Origin of the sequence: Comamonas antarctica (assembly GCF_013363755.1) — a bacterium.
Classification (GTDB): domain Bacteria; phylum Pseudomonadota; class Gammaproteobacteria; order Burkholderiales; family Burkholderiaceae_C; genus Comamonas; species Comamonas antarctica.
Window position 1 is genome coordinate 24,173 of sequence record NZ_CP054840.1, and the last position, 21,869, is coordinate 46,041.

Consider the following 21,869-nt stretch of genomic DNA (forward strand, 5'->3'; position numbering starts at 1 on the left):
AACGGGATTTTCAGGCCCCCTGTCGTCGAGGCCGTTCCTCAGTCCAAGGTCAACGTCGCGAGCGCCGCCAGCGGCGCGGTTTCGGCACGCAGCACGCGCGTGCCGAGCGTCACGGGCGCAAAACCGTGGGCGCGCGCCAGCGCCTCTTCCTGGGGGCTGAGGCCGCCTTCGGGGCCCGAGAGAAAGACCACCGGCTGCTGCCCTGGCGCATGCTGATCGGCTGCGGCGCGCAGCGGCTGCGTGCCTTCGCCCAGGGACAGCAGCAGCCGTGCCGGCGCACTTGCGCCGGGAGCGTTCCCGATCCAGCCGGCGAGGTCGATGGCGGGGTGGATCACCGGCACACGGTTGCGCCCGCACTGCTCGCTGGCGGCCACGGCCACCGCCTGCCAGTGGGCGCGTTTCTTGTCGCCGCGCTCGCCCTTGAGCTTGAGCACGCTGCGCTCGGCCAGCAGCGGGGTGATGCTCGCAGCGCCGAGCTCGGTGGCTTTTTCGACCAGCCAGTCCATGCGTTCGTTGGCCGTGATGCCGGCCAGCAGATGCACTTCGCGCGCGGTTTCGCGCTCCACGGCGCGGTGCGCGCCAATCTCCACCAGCACCTCGCTGCGGCCCATGCGCAGCACCGTGGCGTCGAATTCGCCGCCCGTGAAACCGCCGCCGGCCTGGCCTTCGAACAGCGTGATGCTGTCGCCGGGCTGCAGTCGCAGCACCTGCACATGGCGCGCCGCGCCGGCGGGCAGCTCAAGCGTGGCCCCGGTATGCAGTGGAAGAGGGCAGTGGAATCGGGGCATGGTCAGGAAAAATAAGCAGGCGCACGGAACACCGCCCGCCTTTTAATGTGTGGAATGGCAACAGCAGCAAGCAAACGCTGCCCGGCTTACATCCGGCCGTAGGCGTAGCCCTCGACCACCTGGATGTTCTCGATCTCGTCGATCACCTTCAGCAGCGGTCCGAGCTGGCGGTAGCGGTGGGCCGTGGCGCGGATGTACTGGATGAAGCGTGGCGCATCGGCCAGGTACTTGGGCTTGCCGTCGCGCAGCGTGAGGCGCGCGAAGATGCCGGCCACCTTGAAATGGCGCTGCAGGCCCATCCACTCGACGGCGCGGTAGAACTCGCCGAAGTCGTCGCCCCAGCCGCTGGCGCTGGTGGCGCCCACCAGGCCGGCCTTGCGCGCCTTTTCCCAATAGCGCACGCAGATGTCGATGACGAATTCCTCTTCCCAGCTGATGAACGCATCGCGCAGCAGGCTGGCGATGTCATAGGTGACGGGGCCGTAGACCGCGTCCTGGAAGTCCAGCACGCCCAGTGGTCCGCCTTCGCTGCGCGGCACCATCAGGTTGCGCGTCATGAAGTCGCGGTGCACATAGACGCTGGGCACGGCGAGGTTGTGCGCGACGATGGTGTCGAACGCCTTGGACAGCGTCTCGAGTTGCTTGCCTTGCAGCGTCACGCCCTTGTGCCTTGCCAGGTACCAGTCGGGAAACAGCGCCAGTTCGCGGCGCAGCAGGGCTTCGTCATAGAGCGGCAGCACGCCAGGACGCGAGGCCAGCTGCCAGGTCAGCAGCAGGTCGCTGGCCTGGCGGTACCAGGGCTCGGCCGCGCCGGGGGAAGCCGGGTCCAGGCGTTCGATCAGCGTCTGGCTGCCCAGATCGCTGAGCAGCATGAAACCCTGCGTTTCGTCCCAGGCGAGAATGTCGGGTACCGTCAGCCCCGCCGCCGCAAGCAGCGCCTGCACCTTGACGAAGGGCTTGCAGTCCTCCTTGTCGGGCGGCGCATCCATGACGATCAGGCTGCCGCCGCCCGCGCGGTCCAGGCGCAGGTAGCGCCGGAAGCTGGCGTCGGCCGACGCCGGGCGCAGCGTCTCGGGCTGGAGCTGGTGCAAATTGACAAGGGGCGCAATCCAGGCGGCAAAGGCGGCCTGGCGATCGGCATCGGGCCAATCAACGCTGGCAATGGGGGAGATGGGGTGGCTCATGGATAATCGGATTCTACAAACTCGCCTGTCTGCCCGCGTGCATGCATCGGCCTCGGCCCCTGGTCTTTCCATCTTTTCGTTCAACGTGCCTTTTTGCCCGTCTTCCATCGCCATGCCCGCATCCCGCCCGCAGCCCCGGCGACGGCTGCCGCCCGGCCAGCCGGCCGTTCGTCCTCTCGTGTGGTGGATGGCCCTGGCCTGGGCCAGCCTGCCGGCGCTGGCCAATGCGCAGTCCGCCGAGCAGGAGCCGCTGCCTGCACCGGTGCTGCGCCCCAGCCCCATGCTGCAGGAGAAAATTCCCGAGGCCGCGCGCAACCTGCAGCCGGCCTACGTGTTTGGCGATTCGATCTCGGGCCAGGCCGATGTGCGCGCCGTGATCGAAGGCAATGCCGAGCTGCGCCGCAGCGACACCATCGTCCGCGCCAACCGCATGGAATACACCGTGGCCGACGACCGCGTCCAGGCCGAAGGCCAGGTGCACATCAACCGCGCCGGCAATGTCTTCGATGGCAACCGGCTCGATCTCGAGGTCGAGGCCTTCCGCGGCAACTTCACGGATGCGAACTACCGGTTCCTGGCCACGCAGGCCCATGGCGATGCCAGCGAAGTGGAATTCCTGGACCGTGAGCGCTCCATCATCCACAACGCCACCTACACGACCTGCCAGCGCGACAACGAAGCCAGCTGGGAGCCGGACTGGGTGCTCAAGGCCCGCTCCATCCATCTCGACCAGGGCACGCAGGTCGGCTACGCGCGCGGGGCCAAGCTGCAATTCAAGGGCGTGACGGTGTTGCCGATTCCCGTGGTGAGCTTTCCTTTGTCGGACCAGCGCAAGTCGGGCCTGCTGCCGCTGACCATCGGCTTGGACAACGTCAGCGGCTTCGAATACACGCAGCCGTATTACTGGAACATTGCACCCAACCGCGACGCGACGCTGTCGAGCACGCTGATGACCAAGCGCGGGGTGAACGTGGGCGGGGAGTTCCGCTACCTGGAGCCCACCTACCAGGGCAAGCTGCGGCTCGATTACATGCCCGGCGACCGGCTGCGCGACCGCGACCGCTGGGCCTATGGCGTGCTGCACCAGGGCACCATTGCCTCGCCTTTCGGAGCGCTGGGGCTGAACCTGAATCTCAACCGCGTCAGCGACGACAACTACTGGCGCGATTTCACGCGCCGCGGCGAAACCAACCGCCTGCTCAACTCGCGCCTGCTGCCCAGCGATGCCACGCTGGGCTGGAGCGGCCAGGACAGCACGCTGATGCTGCGCACGCTCAAATGGCAGACGCTGCAGGATGTGGCATCGCCGATCACGCCGCCCTATGACCGCATGCCGCAACTGCAGTGGCGCTACACGCCGCTGAACCTGGGCCATGGCCTGGACATGACGGTCGAAGCCGATACCACACGCTTCGAGGCCGATCCGACGCTGACCGGCCAGCCCAATGCCCAGCGCAGCTATCTGTCGGCGGAAATCAGCCGCCCCTTCCTGTCGCCGGGCGCGTTCTTCACGCCCAAGCTCAAGCTGCATGCGAGCCAGTACGATTTCGACGGTGCGCTGAGCAACGGCATGACTTCGGCGGCACGCACGCTGCCCACGCTGAGCCTGGACAGCGGCCTGGTCTTCGAGCGCGAGACGCAACTCTTCGGCCGCAACCTGCTGCAGACGCTCGAGCCGCGTGCCTTCTACACCTATACGCCCTATCGCGACCAGAGCATGCTGCCGGTGTATGACACCGGGCTCAACGACTTCAACCTGGCAACGATCTACAGCGAGAACAGTTACAGCGGGCATGACCGCTTCGCCGACAACAACCTGCTGACGCTGGGGCTGACCACACGCCTGATCGACGCCGACACCGGCGCCGAGTCGGCGCGTTTCGGCGTTGCCCAGCGGGTGCGTTTTTCCGACCAGCGCGTGACGCTGCCCGGCGAGGTGCCTGCCACGGACCGCCTGTCGGACATCCTGTTCGGTGCATCGATCAACTGGACGCCCCAGTGGGCGCTCGATGCCGCCGTGCAGTACAACCGCGAGACCGCGCATTCCGAGCGCACCACCGTGGCCGCGCGCTACTCCCCGGGCAACTACCGCACCATCAGTGCGGCCTACCGGCTGCAGCGCGGCACCAGCGAGCAGGTCGACGTGGGCTGGCAATGGCCGATCCGAAACCCTTGGGCGTCCGAGGACAAAGGCCGCGAGGGCGGGCGCTGGTACTCTGTGGGCCGTTTGAACTACAGTCTGCAGGACCGCAAGCTGGTGGACACCGTGGTAGGCTTTGAATACGACAGCTGCTGCTGGGTCGGGCGTGTCGTGCTCGAGCGCCTGCAAAGCAGTGTCACCACCTCGAATACCCGGCTGCTGTTCCAGGTCGAGTTTGTCGGCTTCTCCCGCTTGAGCCTGGGCGCGAACCCGCTGCAGAGCTTGAAGGACAATATCCCCCGCTATCAGCCCCTGCGCCAGACCACCACGGTGCCCAGCCGCTTCAGCAATTACGATTAAACAAAGCATCAGCTCATGCGTCTTTTTTCCCTGAACCCTCGCACCTTTGCCACGGGCCTCGTGTGCCTGGCCACGCTTGCCGCCGTCGGCGCCCAGGCCCAGGGCCTGCGCCCCTCCGGCGGCTCGGGCGCATCCCTGTCCGGTGGCGCGGGCGCCTCCCTGTCCCGGGCGCTCGATGGCAGCGCCCGCGCCGTGCCCGGCAACACGGGCGCGCGCTCGGCGGATTACATCGTGGCGGTGGTCAATTCCGAACCGGTGACGAACACCGAAGTGCGCGAACGCATGGCACGCGTGGCCCAGTCGATCCAGGGCCAGGGCGGGCAGCTGCCTGCCGAGAGCGTGCTGGCGCGCGAAGTGCTCGAGCGCCTGATCCTGGAAAAGGCGCAGCTGCAGAGCGCGCGCGAACTGGGCCTCAAGGTCGACGACTACGCGCTCGACCAGGCGGCGCAGAACGTCGCGCGCCAGAACAGCCTCTCGCTCGAGCAGATGATGTCGCGGCTCGAAGCCGACGGCATCAGCAAGACGCGCTTCCGCGAGGAGCTGCGCAACCAGCTGCTGCTGCAGCGCCTGCGCGAGCGTGAAGTCGATGGCCGCGTCAAGGTGACCGAGCTGGACATTGACCAGTACATCAAGGAGCAGCGCACCGGCAGCGACCTGTCCAATACCGCGCTAAACCTGGGCCATGTGTTCATTGCGGTGCCCGAGAATGCGGCGCCGGCCGTGGTGGCGCAGCGCGAGGCGCGCGCGCGCGAAGCACTCGAGAAGCTGCGTGCGGGCGAGGATTTCGCGGCCGTGGCGCGTGCGTATTCCGAGGCGCCCGAAGCCAGCGAAGGCGGCACACTGGGCCTGCGCCCCGCCGACCGTTACCCCGAACTGTTCACACGTGCCGTTGCTGCCACCCCCAAGGGCGGATTGGTCGGGCCGCTGCGCTCGGGCGCGGGCTTTCACCTGCTGAAGGTGCAGGACCGTTCGCAGCAGGGCGTGGCAGCCGTGGTCACGCAGAACCATGCACGCCATATCCTGCTGCGCCCCTCGGAACAGCTCAACGAGGGTCAGGCCGCCGAGCGCCTGGCTGACTACCGCCGCCGCGTGCAGGCCGGCCAGGCCCGATTCGAGGACCTGGCGCGCGAGTACTCGCAGGATGGCAGCGCCAAGGAAGGCGGCGACCTGGGCTGGACCGGTCCCGGCCAGTTCGTGCCCGAGTTCGAGGAGGCCTTGAACCAGCTTGAACCTGGGCAGATCAGCCAGCCCGTGGTCTCGCGGTTTGGCGTGCACCTGATCCAGCTGGTCGAACGCCGCCAGGCGACGCTGACACCGCGCGAGCAGCGCGACATGCTGCGCAACGTGGTGCGCGAGCAGAAGCTGGACAAGGCCTACAGCACCTGGGTCCAGGAAGTGCGCGGACGCGCCTATGTCGAGTACCGCGAGCCCCCGCAATAAGGTTTGGTTTGAAACACATTCCCCGTAAACGCTTCGGCCAGAACTTCCTGACCGATGGCGGCATCATCGATGCCATTGTCGACGCGATCGATCCCAAAGCGGGCGATCCCATGGTCGAGATCGGTCCTGGCCTGATGGCCATGACCCAGCCGCTGGTGGAACGCGTCGGCCGGCTCACCGTGATCGAGCTGGACCGCGATCTGGCTTCGCGCCTGCGCCTGCACCAGCAACTCGATGTCATTGAATCCGACGTGCTCAAGGTCGACTTTGCCGCCGTGGCGCAAGGCTTGCAAACCCGGCAGCTGCGCGTGGTGGGCAATCTGCCCTACAACATCTCCACCCCCATCCTGTTCCACCTGCTGGAATATGTCGACCTGATCCAGGACCAGCATTTCATGCTGCAAAAGGAAGTCATCGACCGCATGGTCGGCGCGCCCTCAACTGCCGCCTACGGCCGGCTGTCGGTGCTGCTGCAATGGCGCTATGCGATGCAGGAGGTGCTGTTCGTGCCGCCCGAGAGCTTCGACCCGCCGCCCAAGGTCAACAGCGCCGTGGTGCGCATGGTGCCGCGCGCCACGCCCGCGCCCGTGGACAAGCGGCTGCTCGAGGAACTGGTGCAGGTGGCTTTCAGCCAGCGTCGCAAGCTGCTGCGCCATACGCTGGGCCGCTGGCTGGAGACCAAGGCCTATGCCGGTGATTTCGATGTCAAGCGCCGGGCCGAGGAAGTCTCGGTGGACGAGTATGTGGCTCTGGCTGCAGAGGTGGGCGCAGCCGCTTGAGGCCATGCCCTGGTCTCGAACGCACAAAAGCCCCGCGAGGGGCTTTGTTCATGGGGCGGCGGACTCAGAGAAACGAGTAGAAGCAGCGGAAGGAGATCTTGCGCTCGGCCCAGTAGTCGGCTGCATCGCGGAAGCTGTCGAGCAATTGCTCGCGCACTTCCTTGTCGAACTTGGTCGTGGTCGGGATCTGGTCGAGCACAAGGATGAAGCCCGGCTGCGGCCCGGCCTTGTGCAGCGGATCGGTCAGGCAGTCGTAGAGCGCGTCGAAGTTCTTGCCGAAGTGGGCCGGAAACATGAACTGGGTGGCAATCAGGTCAAGAATATCCTGCTTGGTCTGCGCATGCGCCAGATTGGCATACAGGAAGTGGTTGCCCAGCACCCGCGCGGCCTCCTGCAGATCCTGCACACGGTAGGCACGGATCGACTGCACGATGTTCTGTCGCACATTGCGCAGGGGAATATCGGCATTCTTACGAAGTGGTGTTTCCATCTCCGTGGTTCTTTCTTTGGCGGGACTGTCCACAATCGGGGCGGACGCGAGAAAGCTGTCGCCCGGTTGCGAAACATAAGACGAGGCAAAGGGCCCCTCAAGGCATCCTTCGCGGCCTGCATTGGCCGAAGTCGGTTGCGTCTTCATTCGGTGATGTAATAAAAGCTCGCGTAATGGTCGCGGGTGTAATAACAGGCATCGGGCAGGCGCGGTTCGGAACCGCCGCAAACGATGCGCTGGGCGCCGCGATCCTGGGAACGGGGTGTCTTGACGGTGTATTCCCGGTAATAGCCCCGTTTGCGTCCGGGCAGGATGCGCTCGCGATTGCCAAAGACGGTGCCGTCCTTGGCGAAGGGGAAAGGTCCGCCTGCGCGGATCAATTCATGCGTCACGCGTCCCTGGGGAGGCAAGTCGGATAGCGCAATGGTCGACAGATCGGGGAGCGCATCGGCCCCGCGCGCTGAAGCCAGCATTGGCGCAACGGCACAGGCTGTCCCTAGAACGATCGCAAAACCTGTCTGCAAACAACGGGCGGCGACAGCCTTCAGCATCTAAAACACCTTTCAGAAACCCAGGTCATGCCTGAAATTTCGACCTGCTAGTGTGCCGCATCACCCCCCAAAAAGCAAGCGCCTGCCCAAATTTTGGGCAGGCGCCTACATGGCAGGGAGCCTGAAGCCCCTGGGAGATCAGCGCGCGGCGTTGGCGTCGGCGACGGTGAGCGCGGTCATGTTGACGATGCGGCGCACCGTGGCGCTGGGCGTGAGCACATGCACCGGCTGGGCCGCGCCCAGCAGCACCGGGCCGATGGCGATGCCGCCGCCGGCTGCGGTCTTGAGCAGGTTGTAGGAGATGTTGGCGGCATCGATATTGGGCAGCACCAGCAGGTTGGCATCGCCGACCAGTGTGCTGTTGGGCATGAGCGCCGAGCGCGCCTTGCCGTTGAGGGCCACGTCGCCATGCATCTCGCCGTCGACCTCGAGCCAGGGCGCCTGCACGCGCAGCAGCTCCAGCGTGGCGCGCATCTTGACTGCGCTGGGCTGCACGCTCGAGCCGAAGTTCGAGTGGCTCAGCAGCGCGCACTTGGGCTTGATGCCGAAACGCATCATTTCCTCGGCCGCCATGATGGTGATCTCGCACAGCTGCTCGGGCGTGGGATCGTAATTCACATGGGTGTCGACCAGGAACACCTGGCGGTCGGGCAGCAGCAGGCCGTTCATGCAGGCATAGGTTTCCACGCCGGCGCGCTTGCCCAGCACCTGGTCAATGTAGTTCAGGTGGTGCGTGGTCTGGCCCCAGGTGCCGCAGATCAGGCCGTCGACTTCGCCCTTGTGCAGCAGCATGGCGCCGATCAGCGTCAGGCGGCGGCGCATCTCGATCTTGGCGATCGGCGCCGTGATGCCCTTGCGCTCGGTCATGCGGTGGTAGGACTGCCAGAAGTCGCGGTAGCGGTGGTCGTCCTCGACGTTGACCACGTCATAGTCGCGGCCCTGCTCGAGGCGCAGGCCGAATTTTTCGATGCGCTGGGCAATGATGGCCGGGCGGCCAATGAGCGTCGGGCGAGCGACGCGTTCGTCGACCACGATCTGCGCGGCGCGCAGCACGCGCTCTTCTTCGCCTTCCGCATAGGCCACGCGCTTGCGTGCGGCCTGCTTGGCAGCGGTGAAGATCGGCTTCATGGTCGTGCCCGAAGCGTAGACGAAGGTCTGCAGCTGCTCGCGGTAGGCGTCCATGTCCTGGATCGGACGCTGGGCCACGCCCGAATCGGCCGCAGCCTGCGCCACAGCCGGCGCAATCTTCATCATCAGGCGCGGGTCGAAGGGCTTGGGGATCAGGTATTCGGCACCGAACACCAGTGGCTCGCCCACGTAGGCGGCAGCCACTTCTTCGCTTTGCTCGGCCTGCGCCAGATCGGCAATCGCATGCACCGCAGCAATTTCCATCTCCAGCGTGATTGTGGTCGCGCCGCAATCGAGCGCACCGCGGAAGATATAGGGGAAGCACAGGACGTTGTTGACCTGATTCGGGTAATCCGTGCGTCCTGTTGCCATGATGACGTCATCACGCACGCTTTTTGCATCTTCCGGCGTGATTTCCGGATTGGGGTTGGCCAGTGCAAAGATGATCGGACGCGGGGCCATGCGTGCCACCATTTCCGGCTTGAGCACGCCGCCCGCCGACAGGCCGATGAACACATCGGCATCGGCAATCACTTCCGACAGCTTGCGCATGTCGGTATCGCGCGCGAAAAGCGCCTTGTCTTCATCCATCAGCTCGGTACGTCCGACATAGACGACGCCTGCCAGGTCGGTGACGAACACGTTCTCGCGCCGCAGGCCGACTTCGAGCAACAGGTTCAGGCAGGCCAGTGCTGCGGCGCCCGCACCCGATGCCACCAGCTTGACTTCGCCAATGTTCTTGCCGGCCACCTTGAGCGCATTGATCATGGCCGCAGCCACGGTGATGGCGGTGCCATGCTGGTCGTCGTGGAAAACCGGGATCTTCAGGCGCTTGCGCAGTTCGCGTTCGACAAAGAAGCACTCGGGCGCCTTGATGTCTTCGAGGTTGATGGCGCCAAAGGTGGGCTCGAGCGCGGCAATGACATCAACGAGCTTTTGCGGGTCTTTTTCGTCGATTTCAATGTCGAAGACGTCAACGCCGGCGAACTTCTTGAAAAGAACACCCTTGCCTTCCATGACCGGCTTGGACGCCAGCGCACCGATATCGCCCAGGCCCAGCACGGCCGTGCCGTTGGAGATCACCCCCACCAGGTTGCCGCGGCTGGTGTACTTGAAAGCGGCATTCGGGTCCTTGACGATTTCTTCGCAGGGCGCTGCCACGCCCGGGGAATAGGCCAGCGCCAGATCGTGCTGATTGGCCATGGGCTTGGTGGCCGCAATGGCCACCTTGCCGGGCTTTGGGAACTCGTGGTATTCGAGGGCCGCACGGCGCAGCAGCGCACGCTTGTCGAGGGGGGTAGGGGGGGCCGTATTGTCGGACATCAAGCGTCTCCAGCTCGAGGGTGAATCCATCCGCAGCACGAGCGTGGCAGGCAGCGGGGGGCGATTTATGGGGTTGGCCCACGCCCCGTGCAGGCGTCGCATGCAGCGCATTTGCCCGAGCGGCCCGGTGGCGGGAGCCAGTTGTATGCGCGCCATTGTAGGCTCAGCGTCTTCCAGTTCAGAACCCGGATGCTGTGGGCGCAGGGTCAAACACCCATGACCGGATGGGCTTGCGTGGGGATGCACCAAGCTGGGGCAAAAACAGCGGGCGAGGACGGGGTCAGGACGCGGTTTCACCAGGCCTAAACAGGGTTATGCTACGCGCCGGCAATAACGCTAACCCGCATTAAGAGGAATTCATGTCGCTGCCCACTTCCCGTCTTTCTTCCGCTTCCGGAGCCACCCGCCGTGCAGGCCTGCGCCTGGCCCTGGGCAGTGCCGTGGCGGCCGCTGCGTTGCTCGCGCCCTGGGCACAGGCTGCTGGCCCCGCGGGCTATCCGAGCAAGCCGATCCGCCTGGTGGTGCCGTTCTCGCCGGGCGGCTCGACGGACATCCTGGGACGCCTGCTGGCGCAGAAGATGGGCGAGAACATGAATGCCACGGTGGTGGTCGAGAACAAGCCGGGCGCCAATGGCACGCTGGGCTGCGACCAGGTGGCCAAGTCGCCTGCCGACGGCTACACCATCGTGCTGGGCGACGTCGGCTGCATGGCCATGGCCCCCGGCCTGTACACCAAGCTGCCCTACGATCCGCTCAAGGACTTCGCGGTCGTGAGCCTGGTGGCACGCAGCCCGCTGGTGCTGGCCGTGGGCGCGCAAAGCCCGTTCAAGTCGGTGGCGGATCTGACGGCGGCCGCACGCGCCCAGCCGGGCAAGCTCAACTACCCCTCGTCGGGCACGGGCGGCCCGAACCACCTGGGCGCCGAGCTGTATGCCATGCAGGCCAAGGTCAAGATCAGCCACATCCCCTACAAGGGCAGCGCGCCGTCGGTGGTGTCGCTGGTCGCGGGTGAAACCGATTTCGGCTTCCTGACGGCCGTGACCGTCGATAGCCAGCTCAAGGCCGGCAAGCTGCGCGCGCTGGCCGTGGCGCACAACGAGCGCCTGGCGTCGCTGCCCGACGTGCCGACCATGGACGAGCAGGGCCTCAAGGGCTTCCAGGCCGATGCCTGGTTCATGGCCGCCGTGCCCGCGGGCACGCCCAAGCCCATCGTCGACCGCCTGTATGCCGAGATTGCCAAGGCGCTGCCGGACCCGGTGGTCAAGGCCAAGCTCGATGCCATGGGCGTGCTGCCTTCGGCGCTGACGCCTGCGGCATCGGCCGAGTTCCACAAGGTCGAAGTGGCGAAGTGGCGCGAGGTCATCAAGAGCGCCCACATCACACTGGACTGAGCGATTTGACGCAGGCTGCGGTTTCTTCCTGCACGTTTTGCGGCCGGTTGGCGCCATGATGGAGGCCGGGCCCGGCGGCGCAAGCCGCCGCCGGCCTTGTCCATGGAGGTGACTGACATGCGTACTTTTTCCGTTTCCCTCGCGGCGGCCTGCCTGGCCGCCGCGGCCCTCGCCGGCTGCGATTCGCAATCGACGCCGGCGCCCAAAGCCGGCGCCGCCGGCATGCCGATGGCTGAGCGGCCGGCACCTGACCAGCCCGCGCCGCGCGCGCCGCTGCTCGCCGATTCCAACCCGCAGCACACGCCGCATTACCCCGTGAAGGTCGCCGAGACGCAGACGCTGCCGGCGGCCGTGCCGCTGCCGCCCAAGCCGGTGATCGCGCCTGGCGGCGCATCGAACGATGGCCAGGCGGACGGAGGCTCCAGCCCGGCTGCCGGCTATGCCCAGGGCATCACCGATGCACGTGGCGACGGCGCCAAGCAGGAACTCGACGGCGGCAAGTAAGCGTTGCGGAGTTCGCCTTGCGCGCTCCGCCCAGGCCCCATTCTCTAGCGGACCTGCGCCCAGGCTGCGAGCCGCTGCACGGCCCAGGCAGCAAAGGTCTGGCTCCGAGGGTGCGGGCTGCGCATCATTGCACCGCTGCCAGCGCCGGCTGCGGCGCGCGTCGCGCGGCCGCCCGGGCCCAGGCCTTCTCGTGGAAGAAATAGGCCACGGCCTGCACGGTGGGCTCAAGCAGGCTCAAGGTCAGCGAGGCCCAGAAATTGCGCGTGACCGCATAGGCCACGCAGGCCGCGACGGTGATGTGGATCAGGTAATAGCTGCCGGTCTTCATCAACGTCGGCTGGTTGGCTTTGAGCAGGTTCTTGAGGCGGGTCATCTGGATCTTTCCTGGCTTGGGGGCTGGTTCAAATGGTATTCATTCGCGTTTAATAGTGCCAATTGATTGATTGAAATACGCTGATAGCCGATGTTCGGCACACTGCGGCCATGACCGCCGCCAAAGACCTGATACCTTGCGTACGCCCCCTGCAGCACAGCGACCTGCAGGGCCTGATGGAGATCCAGCGCGCCTGTTATGGCGCCGCGTATGCCGAGAGTGAAAGCGTGTTTGCGCGCCGCCTTGCGCATCCACTGCATTGCTCGCTGGCGCTGGAGCGCGATGGCGCACTGCTGGGCTATCTGGCGGCCTATTGGTCCGAGGCAGGCAAGGTCACGCCTTTGCATGGCGATTTCGAGCCCTGCACGGCGCCCGGGGTGCTGTATCTGCATGACATGGCCGTGCATCCCGCGCATGCGGGGCAGGGCCTCGCAAGGCGTCTGCTCGCGCCGCTGTGGGCGCAGGCGCGCGCGCGCGGCATCCACGTTTCCTGCCTGGTCTCGGTCCAGGGCACGCAGGACTACTGGCGCCGCCACGGCTACCGGCCGCAAGCGCTGCCGGACCCCGAGCAGAGGTTGCGGCTGACAAGCTATGGGGAGGATGCGCTCTTCATGCAGCGCACGGACTCTGGCGATAATGCGGGATATGCCTGATCGCTGGAAACCCAATGTCACCGTGTCCGCCATCATCGAAAGAGATGGACGATTCCTATTGGTTGAAGAAGAGACTGCCGATGGTCTGAAGCTCAATGTGCCCGCGGGCCATCTCGATCCTGCCGAATCGCCCATCGATGCCTGCGTGCGCGAGGTGCTCGAGGAGACCGCCTTCGGCTTCACGCCCACGGCGCTGGTCGGGATCTACATGAACCGTTTCACGCGCACCCGCTCCGGGGCCGACATCACCTATGTGCGCTTTGCGTTCACCGGCGAACTGGGCACGCACCATGCGCAGCGCACGCTGGACGACGGCATCCTGCGCACCGTGTGGATGACGCTGGCCGAGCTCGAATCGAGCGCCACGCGCCACCGCAGCCCGGTGGTGCTGCAGTCGGTTCGCGACTATCTTGCAGGCCAGCGCTTCGATCTCTCCATGCTGCATGTCGATGACAGCGTCTACGAGGTGCCGGCGCCGTCGCCGCGCCTGGCTGCGCGTGCAGGCCAGCGCAGCGGCGTCCATTCCTGAAGCGTTCGGGCCGCCCGGCAGTTGCAATTTGTCCCCACCGCACCGCTGCGTGCGGGCGGCTGGGATAATCGCCCCCCTATGACAAAGCATCGGGTGGTGGTGGGCCTTTCAGGCGGCGTGGACTCGGCGGTGACCGCCTATCTGCTCAAGCAGCAGGGCCATGACGTGGTCGGCATCTTCATGAAGAACTGGGAAGATGACGACGACAGCGAATTCTGTTCGTCCAACGTCGACTTCGTCGACGCTGCGGCCGTGGCCGATGTGATCGGCATCGAGATCGAGCATGTGAATTTCGCGGCCGAGTACAAGGACCGGGTGTTTGCCGAGTTCCTGCGCGAGTACCAGGCCGGGCGCACGCCCAATCCCGACGTGCTGTGCAACGCCGAGATCAAGTTCAAGGCGTTTCTCGACCACGCGATGCGCCTGGGCGCCGAGAAGATCGCCACCGGCCACTATGCGCGCGTGCGCCAGAACGCGCAGACGCAGCGCTTCGAGCTGCTCAAGGGGCTCGACCCGGCCAAGGACCAGAGCTATTTCCTGCACCGCCTGAACCAGGCCCAGCTGTCGAAGACGCTGTTTCCCGTGGGCGAGCTGCACAAGACCGAAGTGCGGCGCATTGCCGAGGAAATCGGCCTGCCCAATGCAAAGAAGAAGGACTCGACCGGCATCTGTTTCATTGGCGAGCGGCCGTTCCGTGACTTCCTGAACCGCTACATCAACAAGGAACCGGGCTGGATCCTCGACGACCGCGACCGCAAGCTCGGCCGCCATCAGGGCCTGTCGTTCTATACGCTGGGCCAGCGCCAGGGCCTGGGCATCGGCGGCGTCAAGGAAAAGGGCGCGCAGCGCGGCGGTGGCGAACACCAGCCGTGGTTTGTGGCGCGCAAGGAACTCGACCGCAACGTGCTGCGCGTGGTGCAGGGCCATGACCACCCGTGGCTGCTGACGCAGCAGCTCGATGCCGACAGCGCCAGCTGGGTCGCGGGCGAGCCGCCGGCCGCGGGCACCTATGGCTCCAAGACGCGCTACCGCCAGCCCGATTCGCCGGCGGTCATCAGCGCAGCCGCCGGCGAGACCTTCCGCCTGGACTTTCCCGAAGCGCAATGGGCGGTCACGCCGGGCCAGTCGGCCGTGCTGTATGACGGGGATGTCTGCCTGGGCGGGGGGCTGATCTCGGCCGTGGCGGCCTACCCGCAGGCCGCGCAGGGCTGAAGGCCGCTGCGCCGGCGCGGCTGCGCACGCACGGCTCAGGCGAAGGAAATCTTCGTGAAGTCGTTGCGCTGGAGCTGGGCAAAGCTCAGCTGCAGCGACTCCGAGGCCTTCTGGAAGGCCGCATCGATCAGCTTTCCATCCTTGCCGGCATACTGCAGATCGTGCTTGAGATGCTCGCCGATACGCGACAGCAGCGCATTCATCGGGATGCCCTTGTCGTTGAATTTCTCACAGAGCTTGTGGATCGGATAGTGCTTCATGTCCACTTCCGAGCCGGCGCGTGCCAGATGGTTGCGGCCGATGGTTTCGGCCACGGTCGCGCCTTGGCGCGAGAACAGGTAATCGATGTCCTCGAACTTGCGGGCCTTGAAGTCCTCCTGCATGACCATGCGGCCGAAATCAATCGCTTTCAGATGCACGCTGCCGGTGTCCTTGACCTGGTGCACGACCAGGTTGTGCATGTGCAGGTCACGGTGGGCAACCTCGCTCTTGTAGAGCACGCGCGCCATGTCGACCAGTTGCGGCAGCAGACTGCTGGCCTGCTCGCGTGACAGCTGGTGGATGCAGCGGTCCATTTCATGGCTGGCGACATGCGCCGGATCATAGGTGTCGACTACCGCATACGCATGCCGGGCCGAGTTTTCCGGGCTGCGCAGGTCGGCGTGCAGCAGGCCGGGGTCGGTGATCTTCTTCTGCGTGGAGATGTAGCTGGCCAGTTCCGGCCGGTCCTCGGCATGCTGCGCCAGTTTCAACTCGCGCTCGAAGTCCTCCTTGCCAGTGCGGGTGTCGGCGCGCAGCAGGCCGCTGCCCGCATGGAACTTCTTGTTGACGCCGCCGACCCGGAAATCCTCGTTGCGCACCCGGGCCACCAACTTCTGGGTGTCCAGCCGGTGCCGGTCGATGCTGGTGAACTGCTGGCGCAGCAGGGCGGTATCCACCGGCTTGCCCAGATGCCGGTTGATGGTTTCCTTCTCATGCGCGCTGATGGTGTCGGTCTTGATCGTTTCGCCGTTGACCGCGTATTCCACCGTGTAGTGCTCGCGTTCGGTGGGGTGGGCGGCCACGCTCAGGGTGAACAGCGCACGGCTGTCGGGTGTGGCCAGCTGCGCCAGCAGGTTGAAGCGGGCAAAGACGCTGATGCCGCCGTCATGCAGCATGGTATGCAGCTGCCTGAGCGCCGTTTCCTTGCTTTGCGGCCGGAAGAAATCCAATACCCGGTCGAAGACATTGAGCTTGGTTGCCCGCTGCAGGTCGGCATCCATCAACTGGGCGAAGCGTGCGCCGCTCAGCGACAGCTGGGTGGTGGCCGTCAGGGGAATCGAGGTGCTCATGGTGGCGGCTCCTGCGCGCGGCCGAGCGATCTGGTCACGCCGTGGTGGCGGGAAGCTCCATCTGGCCATGCGCCGCAAACTGGAATTCGTTGCGTATCGTGCATTCCAGCCTGGGCGCGGAATGGCGCGCCGGACCGCCCGGAGGCACCGTGATGGTGATCGAGGACGTGAGCTGGCTGGCCTGCGCGCCGCGGGGGCTGCGCCACTGCTGCGCATCCGGGCCGTATTGGGCGATGTTCCAGGTGGAAGTGATGGTCACCTGCACGTTGTCGCCCTCGCGGCGCAGCTGGTAGCGGTATTGCGGCGTGGTGTCGGCGAGCTTCAGTTGCAGTCCATCCGGCTGCGGCTGGGGCAACTGCAGCACGCCTTGGCCGCCGGGGTCCAGCTCGGCCTGCACCGGCGCGGACAGCGCCTGCAGGGCCACGGCCGGGTCCAGGTAGCTGCTGACCTCGAGCATCTGCGCCTCGTTGCCGCCGCAGGTGTTGTAGAGCTTGCGCAGCTCGGCTCGGTCGGCGAGGGAGACGTTCTCGCCCCACCACAGGTTGCTTGCGCCTTGCAGGTTGTCCTTGCTGGCATCGGTATAGCTGTAGACCCCGTCGGGGAAGTCCAGGTCCAGCCGACCCACGTGCGCGGCATAGGTGTCGGCCATCTTGTAGCCGGCCTTTTCACTGGGCTTGACCGGCGACGTGTCCAGTGCCTGGGCCATCGCCTGGGTCGTGGGCCCGGCAAGCGGGATCCGGGCTTTGCATTCCGCGGCCATGCGCGCCAGATGGCCCGTCACGACGTTGTGCGCGACCTGCTGGGTGGCACTGAACGGCCCCAGCGGGGACAGTTGGGCGGGCGAGAGCTGGTCCGCGAGGCCGAGCAGGGCGTCGCGGCGCGCGGCGTCGATATGTCCCTGCTCGAATGCCTGGTCGACGGCGTCCACCGAGAGCGCCAGGCCGGGCAAGGTGCCCGGCAGCCCGTACTGCAGGGCGGTCTGCTGTCTGATCAGCGCGTGGGCCCATTGGCTGTCGCTGGTGCGTGCATCGGGCTGGGGCAGTTCCGGCGGTTTGTCGCTCTGGGCGGCCTGGTCGATCTCCTTGGTGAAGACATCCCAGGCATTCCGGTAGGCCGGCGGGCCGGCGGCGGTGTCGTAGATGCGGCCGGCTTCGGTCATGGCACCCTGGTAGAGGGTGGTGGCGCCAGCCTGCACCGTCGGCGCCGCAAAAACCACGGCGCCGACGGCGGCCCTCGCGGTGATGCCGGTCAGCGTCGCGGCGGTGGACACCAGCACCGGGACCGTGCCCGCAACCACGCCGACGGCCGCCACGGCGGTCGCATTCGTCACCGTGTTCACCGCCTTGATGGCACCCTGGAAGTATTCGCCGTTGGCCAGATGGTCCCGGGTGTCCGAGTAGCCCTCTGCGATGACTCCGATGGTGTCGGCCGCGGCACCCGCGACCTTGATCAGCGCCTGCCCCATGCCCCTGCCCGTGGCCTCCAGCAAATCGTGCGGCGCGGCCTGGGTCGATTCCATGAAATAGTCGCTCAGCGATTGCCCGTAACTGCCGCTGCGGAGAAAGTCATTGCCCAGATTGGCGAGCAGGCGGAACACCGGGCGCTCGCTCTGGTCCAGCCCCGGCTGGTCGACCACGGCGCGCTGCAGCACGTTCTTGACCAGGTCGCCGGCAAAGCCCTTGAAGGGCATTCCCGCCAGCGATTTGTCCATGTACGCTGCGAGCGTCTCGAACGAGTGCTGCTTGAGCATGGTGGCCAGCAGCTTTTCGGTGAACTGGGTTTCCGTGACGGCCTGCGCCACCCCTTCCGCGACCCCCGCGGCACCGAGCTTCAAGCCGGCCGCTCCCACGCCCTTGATTCCCGCGATCACGCCCGCGCCGTAATTGGTGTCGTGCAGGACCATTTCGTGCGTGAGGCCCTTGATCGACGCGTATATTTCGTCGGTGTTGTTGCCGTACACAATCTTGCCCGCCAGCGGCACCAGCGTGGCGCTGCGTTCGCCCATCCCGAGCTTGGCGAACTGCATTTCCAGGCCCATGTGCACGGCGTCGCGCAGCACCTTCTGCGCCAGCGTGTCGCGGTTGATGCTGCCGCCGGTCATGCGATTGACCAGCGAATTGAGCGTGTCGAAGCGGTTCAGTGCCGCGAAAGCCAGGGCCTTGACCCCGGTGCCGAGCATGCTGCCGATCTGCATTCCGCGTGTCTCCTGGTGTCAGGCGCGCTGCATCGGCAGTTCGCGCGACGGGGCTGGGACGGCGAGGTCGGCCGGCTTGTCCTGTGCCACCGATGCGCGCACCAGATGCGCCTGCCAGCGTTCGAGCTGGTTGACGAAGGACTCCACCGCCTGCACCGCCTGCTCCGGAGTGAGCCCGGGCAGCGCGATGCTGCGGAAGAACACGATGCGCCCGAGGTCAGGGTCGAAGCCGAAATAGTTGCCATCGGTGCCCATGCCGAACAGGTGCAGCTGGAGCACGCTGGCCAGCATGCGCGCGCGCAGTTCGGTAGGCCACTTGCCGGTGGCAATGACCGGCGCGAACAGCTGGACCATGCACTTGTCGGCATCGTGCTCGAACGTGACCTCCATGGTTTCGCTGAACACGATGGTGCAGCCACCCGCCTGTGCGGCGGCGCTGGTGTCGAGCCGGGCCGCGGCGCCGATCTCCTGCAAAAAGGTAGAAAACTCCATGCCAACTCCCAATGAAACGGCAGGTGGCGCGCGAGCCGGGCGCGCGCGGGTTTCCTGCCTGGCATGGGTAACGCCAGGCAACGCAATGGTTCCAAACCGCCAGCGCGCCGCGCGGCCGCATAAGCTAAGTTGGAAATCCAGCTTGGAAGGCGGGGGCGACGCGGCTGACTTGGCGGGTTTTCCCGCCTTTTCTCGCCATGACCTCTGCTACCACCGCGGCCTTCGCCCCGCTGCAGGCCGCAGCCATTCCTGTCCATCTGTGCACGCCGGCCGCGCTGCCCGCGCTGCGGGAGGCAATGACGCTGGCGCAGCGCCAGTGGGGGCAATCCAGCGGCTTCGATGCGAGCCCCGCGCGCGTGCTGCTGCTGCCTGACGCCGGCGGCGTGCTGGACGCAGTGCTGGCGGGCGTGGACCTGGCGCAGCCGATGTGGCAGCTTGCAGGCCTGCCGCGGCAACTGCCGGCGGGTGTCTACGCGCTGGCCGGGGAAGCTCGTGCCGACGATGCCTTGCGCCACCTGGGCTGGGCGCTGAAGGCGGCGCAGCCCGCGCCGCAGTTGCGCGAGCACGAAGCGGCCGCTGGGCTCGCAGGAGCCATTGCCGAAGTGCGCCAGCTGGTGAACCAGCCCGCCAACCAGCTCGGGCCCGAGGCCCTGGCGGCCGCCGTGCGGCAGCTGGCCGTGCAGCACGGCGGCCAGTACCGCGAATGGGCCGGCGAGGCGCTGCGCGGCGCGGGGTTCGAACTGGTCTGGGCCATGGGCCGCGCGGGCGCTTTGGCCTGGTGGGCGAATCGGGCTCGGGCAAGTCCACCGTGGCGCGCATGATCGCCGGGCTGACGCGGCCTACCGCGGGCAGCATCGTGATCGATGGCACGACCGCTGGGCCGACCCCGCCTCGGCGGCGGCCTTGCGCCGGCGCTTCCAGATGATCTTCCAGGACCCGTATGCGAGCCTCAACCCGCGCTGGAAGGTGGGTCAGCTCATTGCCGAGCCGCTGCAGGTGCTGGGCCTGAGCAGCAGCGCCGCGGAAACTGCCGAACGCGTGCAGGAGGCGCTGCGCCGCGTGCGGCTTTCGCCCGACGACGTGCGCCGCTATCCGCACCAGTTCTCGGGCGGCCAGCGCCAGCGCATCGCGATTGCGCGCGCGCTGGTGAGCCGGCCCGAGTTCATCGTCTGCGACGAGCCGACATCGTCGCTCGATGTGTCGGTGCAGGCGCAGGTGCTGAACCTGATGCAGGACCTGCAGGACGAGTTCGACTGACCTATCTGCTGATCAGCCACAACCTGGCCGTGGTGCGCCACATGTGCGACACCGTGGGCGTGATGCAGCAGGGCCGGCTGGTCGAGGTGGGCGATGCCGCGCAGGTATTGACCGCGCCCGCGCACGACTACACGCGCGCGCTGATCGCCGCCGTGCCGGCGCGGCTCCTCAGGTGTCGAGCAGCGGCACGAAGCCGCCAAAGATCATGCGCTTGCCGTCAAACGGCATCTGCTGGTCCATGCCTTCGAGGCGCGGGTCCTTCATGGCTTCCTGGTTGACGTGGTCGCGCACTTCGCGCGACGGGTATTCGATCCAGGAAAACACGATGATCTCGCCGTCCTCGGCCTTGACCGCGCCACGGAAGTCGGTCAGCTTGCCGTCGGGCACATCGTCGCCCCAGCATTCGACGACACGCGTGGCGCCATGGTCCTTGAACACCTGGGCCGCGCGCCTTGCCAGGTCCAGGTATTGCTGCTGGTGGGCGGCCGGCACGGCCACCACGAAGCCATCGACGTATTTCATGCGCTGCTCCTTGAAAACAGGTGCTTCCATGCTCGCAGAGACCCCCGCCCGTCGCTGTAACCAAGCGCATCAGGCGGGACGGCGCGCGCCGGCTCAGTAGCCGCTCAGCGCCGCGCGCAGGCGTTCGCCGGCATAGGCCTGGGCTTCGCGCGCCTTCTCCAGCACCGCGGCGGCGCCGAAGAATTCATGCGCCACGCCTTCGTATTCGCGGCGTTCGACGGGCACCTGCGCCTTCTGCAGCGCATCCTCGAGCTTGGCGCCGTCGCTGCGCAGCGGGTCCAGGCGCGCGTTGATGATGGTCACGGGCGGCAGGCCATGCAGGTCGGCGTCGATCAGCGACAGGCGCGGGTCGGCGAGGTCGTCCTGGGTGCGGATCAGGTGGTCGACAAACCACTTGACCATGGCGCGGTTGAGGGGCTTGGCAATCGCGTTCTCGATGTACGACTCGGTGTTGAGGCTGGTCTGCGCCACCGGATAGACGCTCAGGATGTGGCGCGGCATGGGCAGGCCGGCATTGCGCGCGGCAAAGGCCGTGGCCACGGCCAGATTGCCGCCCGCGCTCTCGCCCGCAAGCGCCAGGCGGCTGGGATCGCCGCCGATGCGCGCCGCATGGTGGGTCAGCCAGCGGTAGCTCTCCAGCGCATCTTCCCAGGCGGTGGGGAACTTGAACTCGGGCGCCTGGCGATAGTCGACCGACACCACGATGGCATGGGCCTGTTTGGCCAGGCCGCGCGCGCCGCCGTCATAGACTTCCTTGCTGGCAATGACCCATCCGCCGCCATGGAAGTACAGGATCACGGGCAGGCCGGTGGGCACTTCGGTATCGACCGGCGTGTAGACCGTGGCGGACAGCAGCGTGCTGCCGGTGTCGATGGACAGCGGCGCCGCACGCACGCCCGGCACCAGCTGCTCGGGGTCCGTGGAGCGGCCCTGCAGCGTCAGCAGGTGGTGCACGGCATCGGCAACCGTGGGCTGGCGCCGCGCTTCTTCCACCGACAGCTTCTCGATGGCCTTGGGATGCAACGCCTCATGGGCCTTGGCCAGCGCCAGCTGGTCTTCATCGGCGCGCAGCGCGGCCACGGCGTTGGACAGGGCATTTACGATGGGATTGGGCTCGCCGTGCTGGTTGTCGCTCATGGCGCTTTCCTTTCAAATGGATGGAACGATCCACTGTAGGGAGCGCGCACGCGCGGCCGCGTGGGACGGCGCGCCGGGCGCTTGTGGCCGG

At 66.5% G+C, this 21,869-nt stretch carries 20 protein-coding genes and 1 pseudogene; 10 read left to right on the forward strand and 11 right to left on the reverse strand.

The genetic code is table 11. From position 1 onward, the window contains the following. Window positions 1–38 precede the first annotated feature (38 nt). Window positions 39–788, reverse strand: coding sequence for a 16S rRNA (uracil(1498)-N(3))-methyltransferase (locus HUK68_RS00130; RefSeq protein ID WP_175502359.1), 750 nt, complete (start codon window positions 786–788; stop codon window positions 39–41). 86 nt (window positions 789–874) lie between these two features. Further along, window positions 875–1,972: an aminoglycoside phosphotransferase family protein gene (locus HUK68_RS00135; protein ID WP_175502360.1), complete on the reverse strand. Its 1,098-nt coding sequence runs from the start codon at window positions 1,970–1,972 to the stop codon at window positions 875–877. Between the two features lie 112 nt (window positions 1,973–2,084). Here HUK68_RS00135 and HUK68_RS00140 point away from each other — a divergent pair, with 112 nt between their 5' ends. Genes HUK68_RS00140 through rsmA form a run of 3 tightly spaced genes read left to right on the forward strand, consistent with a single transcriptional unit; the run spans window position 2,085 to window position 6,691 of the window. Next, on the forward strand, window positions 2,085–4,472 hold the full coding sequence (locus HUK68_RS00140) for an LPS-assembly protein LptD (protein ID WP_244146217.1): 2,388 nt from the start codon (window positions 2,085–2,087) through the stop codon (window positions 4,470–4,472). Between the two features lie 15 nt (window positions 4,473–4,487). Beyond that, window positions 4,488–5,912: a peptidylprolyl isomerase gene (locus tag HUK68_RS00145; RefSeq protein ID WP_175502361.1), complete on the forward strand. Its 1,425-nt coding sequence runs from the start codon at window positions 4,488–4,490 to the stop codon at window positions 5,910–5,912. A gap of 8 nt (window positions 5,913–5,920) precedes the next feature. Then, a complete protein-coding gene (gene rsmA, locus HUK68_RS00150; RefSeq protein ID WP_175502362.1) occupies window positions 5,921–6,691 on the forward strand; it encodes a 16S rRNA (adenine(1518)-N(6)/adenine(1519)-N(6))-dimethyltransferase RsmA in 771 nt (256 codons plus the stop codon). A gap of 64 nt (window positions 6,692–6,755) precedes the next feature. Here rsmA and HUK68_RS00155 read toward each other — a convergent pair whose 3' ends face one another. From HUK68_RS00155 to HUK68_RS00165, 3 genes are all read right to left on the reverse strand, one after another. Beyond that, the gene (locus HUK68_RS00155) at window positions 6,756–7,181 is read right to left on the reverse strand and encodes a barstar family protein (RefSeq protein WP_175502363.1); all 426 of its coding nucleotides are present in this window, start codon (window positions 7,179–7,181) and stop codon (window positions 6,756–6,758) included. A 143-nt stretch (window positions 7,182–7,324) separates the two neighbouring features. Beyond that, window positions 7,325–7,732 (reverse strand): guanyl-specific ribonuclease, encoded by a 408-nt coding sequence (locus tag HUK68_RS00160; protein ID WP_175502364.1) that lies wholly within the window; start codon window positions 7,730–7,732, stop codon window positions 7,325–7,327. Window positions 7,733–7,870: 138 nt separating this feature from the next. Continuing rightward, a complete protein-coding gene (locus tag HUK68_RS00165; RefSeq protein WP_175502365.1) occupies window positions 7,871–10,183 on the reverse strand; it encodes an NADP-dependent malic enzyme in 2,313 nt (770 codons plus the stop codon). 359 nt (window positions 10,184–10,542) lie between these two features. Here HUK68_RS00165 and HUK68_RS00170 point away from each other — a divergent pair, with 359 nt between their 5' ends. Next, window positions 10,543–11,574, forward strand: coding sequence for a Bug family tripartite tricarboxylate transporter substrate binding protein (locus HUK68_RS00170; RefSeq protein WP_175502366.1), 1,032 nt, complete (start codon window positions 10,543–10,545; stop codon window positions 11,572–11,574). 117 nt (window positions 11,575–11,691) lie between these two features. After that, window positions 11,692–12,078 carry a hypothetical protein gene (locus HUK68_RS00175; RefSeq protein ID WP_175502367.1) on the forward strand — a complete coding sequence of 129 codons (387 nt, stop codon included), beginning with the start codon at window positions 11,692–11,694 and terminating at the stop codon, window positions 12,076–12,078. 124 nt (window positions 12,079–12,202) lie between these two features. Here the strand turns inward: HUK68_RS00175 and HUK68_RS00180 are convergent, their stop codons facing one another. After that, window positions 12,203–12,451 (reverse strand): DUF2061 domain-containing protein, encoded by a 249-nt coding sequence (locus HUK68_RS00180; RefSeq protein WP_175502368.1) that lies wholly within the window; start codon window positions 12,449–12,451, stop codon window positions 12,203–12,205. Between the two features lie 110 nt (window positions 12,452–12,561). Here HUK68_RS00180 and HUK68_RS00185 point away from each other — a divergent pair, with 110 nt between their 5' ends. The 3 genes from HUK68_RS00185 to mnmA all read left to right on the forward strand — a co-directional run bounded on the left by HUK68_RS00185 (window position 12,562) and on the right by mnmA (window position 14,845). Continuing rightward, complete coding sequence (locus tag HUK68_RS00185; RefSeq protein ID WP_175502369.1) at window positions 12,562–13,104, forward strand: GNAT family N-acetyltransferase; 543 nt, start codon at window positions 12,562–12,564, stop codon at window positions 13,102–13,104. Continuing rightward, window positions 13,097–13,633, forward strand: a complete 537-nt coding sequence (locus HUK68_RS00190; protein WP_175502370.1) for an NUDIX hydrolase — start codon at window positions 13,097–13,099, stop codon at window positions 13,631–13,633. Before HUK68_RS00185 ends, HUK68_RS00190 begins: the two co-directional genes overlap by 8 nt. Before the next feature lie 78 nt (window positions 13,634–13,711). Beyond that, complete coding sequence (mnmA, locus tag HUK68_RS00195) at window positions 13,712–14,845, forward strand: tRNA 2-thiouridine(34) synthase MnmA (RefSeq protein WP_175502371.1); 1,134 nt, start codon at window positions 13,712–13,714, stop codon at window positions 14,843–14,845. Between the two features lie 35 nt (window positions 14,846–14,880). Here mnmA and HUK68_RS00200 read toward each other — a convergent pair whose 3' ends face one another. The 3 genes from HUK68_RS00200 to HUK68_RS00210 are packed head-to-tail and all read right to left on the reverse strand — an operon-like array spanning window position 14,881 to window position 18,862. Continuing rightward, entirely contained in the window at window positions 14,881–16,176 is a 1,296-nt protein-coding gene (locus HUK68_RS00200) for a hypothetical protein (protein ID WP_175502372.1), read from the reverse strand. A 34-nt stretch (window positions 16,177–16,210) separates the two neighbouring features. Beyond that, the gene (locus HUK68_RS00205) at window positions 16,211–18,370 is read right to left on the reverse strand and encodes a hypothetical protein (protein WP_175502373.1); all 2,160 of its coding nucleotides are present in this window, start codon (window positions 18,368–18,370) and stop codon (window positions 16,211–16,213) included. A gap of 18 nt (window positions 18,371–18,388) precedes the next feature. Continuing rightward, window positions 18,389–18,862 carry a type III secretion system chaperone gene (locus tag HUK68_RS00210; RefSeq protein WP_175502374.1) on the reverse strand — a complete coding sequence of 158 codons (474 nt, stop codon included), beginning with the start codon at window positions 18,860–18,862 and terminating at the stop codon, window positions 18,389–18,391. A 197-nt stretch (window positions 18,863–19,059) separates the two neighbouring features. Here HUK68_RS00210 and HUK68_RS00215 point away from each other — a divergent pair, with 197 nt between their 5' ends. Continuing rightward, the gene (locus HUK68_RS00215) at window positions 19,060–19,683 is read left to right on the forward strand and encodes a M17 family metallopeptidase (protein WP_175502375.1); all 624 of its coding nucleotides are present in this window, start codon (window positions 19,060–19,062) and stop codon (window positions 19,681–19,683) included. Beyond that, window positions 19,638–20,277, forward strand: a pseudogene (locus HUK68_RS00220) (ATP-binding cassette domain-containing protein); the annotation flags it as partial. The gene HUK68_RS00215 and the pseudogene HUK68_RS00220, both read left to right, overlap by 46 nt. A 10-nt stretch (window positions 20,278–20,287) precedes the next feature. On the opposite strand, the gene HUK68_RS00225 reads toward HUK68_RS00220, so the two are convergent. Continuing rightward, a complete protein-coding gene (locus HUK68_RS00225; RefSeq protein ID WP_175502376.1) occupies window positions 20,288–20,641 on the reverse strand; it encodes a DUF1428 domain-containing protein in 354 nt (117 codons plus the stop codon). 93 nt (window positions 20,642–20,734) lie between these two features. Then, window positions 20,735–21,778, reverse strand: coding sequence for an alpha/beta hydrolase (locus HUK68_RS00230; RefSeq protein ID WP_175502377.1), 1,044 nt, complete (start codon window positions 21,776–21,778; stop codon window positions 20,735–20,737). Window positions 21,779–21,869 lie beyond the last annotated feature (91 nt).

Excerpts from the sequence above, each read along its gene's own strand:
- HUK68_RS00155 (WP_175502363.1), bottom strand. The coding sequence starts at position 7,181 with ATGGAAACACCACTTCGTAAGAATGCCGATATTCCCCTGCGCAATGTG.
- HUK68_RS00140 (WP_244146217.1), top strand. The coding sequence starts at position 2,085 with ATGCCCGCATCCCGCCCGCAGCCCCGGCGACGGCTGCCGCCCGGCCAG.
- mnmA (WP_175502371.1), top strand. The coding sequence starts at position 13,712 with ATGACAAAGCATCGGGTGGTGGTGGGCCTTTCAGGCGGCGTGGACTCG.
- HUK68_RS00185 (WP_175502369.1), top strand. The coding sequence starts at position 12,562 with ATGACCGCCGCCAAAGACCTGATACCTTGCGTACGCCCCCTGCAGCAC.
- HUK68_RS00205 (WP_175502373.1), bottom strand. The coding sequence starts at position 18,370 with ATGCAGATCGGCAGCATGCTCGGCACCGGGGTCAAGGCCCTGGCTTTC.
- HUK68_RS00170 (WP_175502366.1), top strand. The coding sequence starts at position 10,543 with ATGTCGCTGCCCACTTCCCGTCTTTCTTCCGCTTCCGGAGCCACCCGC.
- HUK68_RS00165 (WP_175502365.1), bottom strand. The coding sequence starts at position 10,183 with ATGTCCGACAATACGGCCCCCCCTACCCCCCTCGACAAGCGTGCGCTG.
- HUK68_RS00160 (WP_175502364.1), bottom strand. The coding sequence starts at position 7,732 with ATGCTGAAGGCTGTCGCCGCCCGTTGTTTGCAGACAGGTTTTGCGATC.
- HUK68_RS00215 (WP_175502375.1), top strand. The coding sequence starts at position 19,060 with ATGACCTCTGCTACCACCGCGGCCTTCGCCCCGCTGCAGGCCGCAGCC.
- HUK68_RS00175 (WP_175502367.1), top strand. The coding sequence starts at position 11,692 with ATGCGTACTTTTTCCGTTTCCCTCGCGGCGGCCTGCCTGGCCGCCGCG.
- HUK68_RS00180 (WP_175502368.1), bottom strand. The coding sequence starts at position 12,451 with ATGACCCGCCTCAAGAACCTGCTCAAAGCCAACCAGCCGACGTTGATG.
- HUK68_RS00190 (WP_175502370.1), top strand. The coding sequence starts at position 13,097 with ATGCCTGATCGCTGGAAACCCAATGTCACCGTGTCCGCCATCATCGAA.
- HUK68_RS00230 (WP_175502377.1), bottom strand. The coding sequence starts at position 21,778 with ATGAGCGACAACCAGCACGGCGAGCCCAATCCCATCGTAAATGCCCTG.
- HUK68_RS00210 (WP_175502374.1), bottom strand. The coding sequence starts at position 18,862 with ATGGAGTTTTCTACCTTTTTGCAGGAGATCGGCGCCGCGGCCCGGCTC.
- HUK68_RS00200 (WP_175502372.1), bottom strand. The coding sequence starts at position 16,176 with ATGAGCACCTCGATTCCCCTGACGGCCACCACCCAGCTGTCGCTGAGC.
- HUK68_RS00130 (WP_175502359.1), bottom strand. The coding sequence starts at position 788 with ATGCCCCGATTCCACTGCCCTCTTCCACTGCATACCGGGGCCACGCTT.
- HUK68_RS00145 (WP_175502361.1), top strand. The coding sequence starts at position 4,488 with ATGCGTCTTTTTTCCCTGAACCCTCGCACCTTTGCCACGGGCCTCGTG.
- HUK68_RS00135 (WP_175502360.1), bottom strand. The coding sequence starts at position 1,972 with ATGAGCCACCCCATCTCCCCCATTGCCAGCGTTGATTGGCCCGATGCC.
- HUK68_RS00225 (WP_175502376.1), bottom strand. The coding sequence starts at position 20,641 with ATGAAATACGTCGATGGCTTCGTGGTGGCCGTGCCGGCCGCCCACCAG.